Source organism: uncultured Planktosalinus sp. (assembly GCF_963973675.1).
Classification (GTDB): domain Bacteria; phylum Bacteroidota; class Bacteroidia; order Flavobacteriales; family Flavobacteriaceae; genus Planktosalinus.
In genome coordinates this window covers 1-1,761 of sequence record NZ_CAXBAN010000457.1, presented here as the reverse complement: position 1 = coordinate 1,761, position 1,761 = coordinate 1, and the positions used below count along the sequence as shown (strand labels likewise).

Annotated in this window: 1 protein-coding gene and 2 pseudogenes; all 3 read left to right on the top strand. The window is 36.0% G+C overall.

Translation table 11 applies throughout. The annotated features are described in order from the left end of the window. Positions 1-414: pseudogene (locus AACY61_RS13305) on the top strand (hypothetical protein); the annotation flags it as partial. Between the two features lie 123 nt (positions 415-537). After that, a complete protein-coding gene (gene gcvT / locus AACY61_RS13300) occupies positions 538-1,620 on the top strand; it encodes a glycine cleavage system aminomethyltransferase GcvT (protein WP_339612062.1) in 1,083 nt (360 codons plus the stop codon). Then, positions 1,621-1,761 (top strand): annotated as a pseudogene (locus tag AACY61_RS13295) (dTDP-4-dehydrorhamnose reductase); the annotation flags it as partial. It abuts the gene before it with no gap.

The following is a 1,761-nucleotide window of genomic DNA, read 5'->3' as shown; positions in this document are numbered from 1 at the left end:
CTGGTCTTTAATATTGTTCATTACATTGTAGTACTTATCTTTATTTATAGTTTTTATAAAAACTATAGGTCCATTATAGTTACAGAAAGCACAAAATCATTGATGCAAAGTATTCTCAGAACCAGAAAAACAGTGCGCTACTTTGTAATTTATAACGTGAGCGCATTTATCCTTACGCTTTGCATTATCAACTTTTATTATTATACAAAAAGTGATTTACTTTTAGAAGTGTTTTCAGATGTGTATGGAATGAAAACGTTTCCGCCAGACTTTTTGACTTACTTTTTTGTAGGGCAAATTATTGTTGGAATCGTGCTTATTGTATTATTGGTCTTATTTTACAGGCTGGTGTATGGAATTTTATTGAGAAAGCTCTACAAAAACTACCGCGAACTTAAAAAAATAGAACTTTAAGATTAAGAATTTCTTTTTACCTAAATCATCCCTTTTCCTTAAGGTAAAATCAATGTTTTTAAATACATTTGTTTTCGTTAACAGCGAACGATAAGCTGTTACTTTACTTTAAATAACTTTGCAATGAAAAATACAGCACTATCCCACCTACATGTAGCCTTGGGTGCCAAAATGGTTCCCTTTGCGGGTTATAATATGCCCGTTCAATATGAGGGTGTCAATATAGAACACGAAACCGTAAGAAACCATCTGGGTGTTTTTGATGTTTCACATATGGGTGAATTTCTGATAACAGGAAAAAATGCGCTGTCACTCATTCAAAAAGTGTGCTCCAATGACGCTTCCAAGCTCATCGATGGTAAAGCTCAATACAGTTATTTTCCTAATGAAAACGGAGGCATCGTGGATGATTTAATTGTTTATCGGTTTAATGAAGAAAAATACTTACTTGTTGTCAACGCCTCTAATATAGATAAAGACTGGGACTGGATCAACAAACACAACACTATGGGCGCGGAGCTTCGCAACCTGTCAGATGACTACTCATTGCTTGCAATCCAAGGGCCCAAAGCTGTTGAAGCGATGCAATCACTTAGTTCGGTTGATTTAAAAAGCATTCCCTTTTATAGCTTTAAAGTAGCTGATTTTGCAGGAGTTGAATATGTAATCATTTCCGCAACTGGATATACCGGAAGCGGAGGCTTTGAAATTTACTGTAAGAACAGTGAAGTAGAACAAGTTTGGAATAAAGTGTTGGAAGCCGGAGCCGATTTTGGTATCAAACCCGTTGGTTTGGCCGCCAGAGATACACTTAGGCTTGAAATGGGCTATTGCCTATACGGAAATGACATCACAGAAAACACCTCGCCGTTGGAAGCAGGCTTAGGCTGGGTTACTAAGTTTACAAAAGACTTTATCAATTCTGAGGCATTAAAAAAACAAAAAGAAGACGGCATCAAACAAAAATTGGTGGCATTTGAAATCAACGAAAGAGGAATTCCCCGCCAAGATTATGAAATCGTTGACAATAAAGGAACCAAAATTGGATTTGTAACCAGCGGAACAATGTCTCCGTCTCTCAATAAAGGGATTGGGCTTGGTTATGTTCCAATTGCTTACAGCGAACCGGGAAGTGAAATTGCTGTTCAAATTAGAAAAAATGTTGTACCCGCAACTGTGGTAAAACTCCCATTTTATAAAAAATAAATGGGAAAAAGAATTTTAATAGTAGGAGCCAGTGGTTTTATTGGAAATGCATTATACAGTGAATTACAACCCTATTTTGATGTGTATGGCACCTATTATTCGAAATTTTCAGACTTTAACAATAATAAGGTCTTTTTTCAC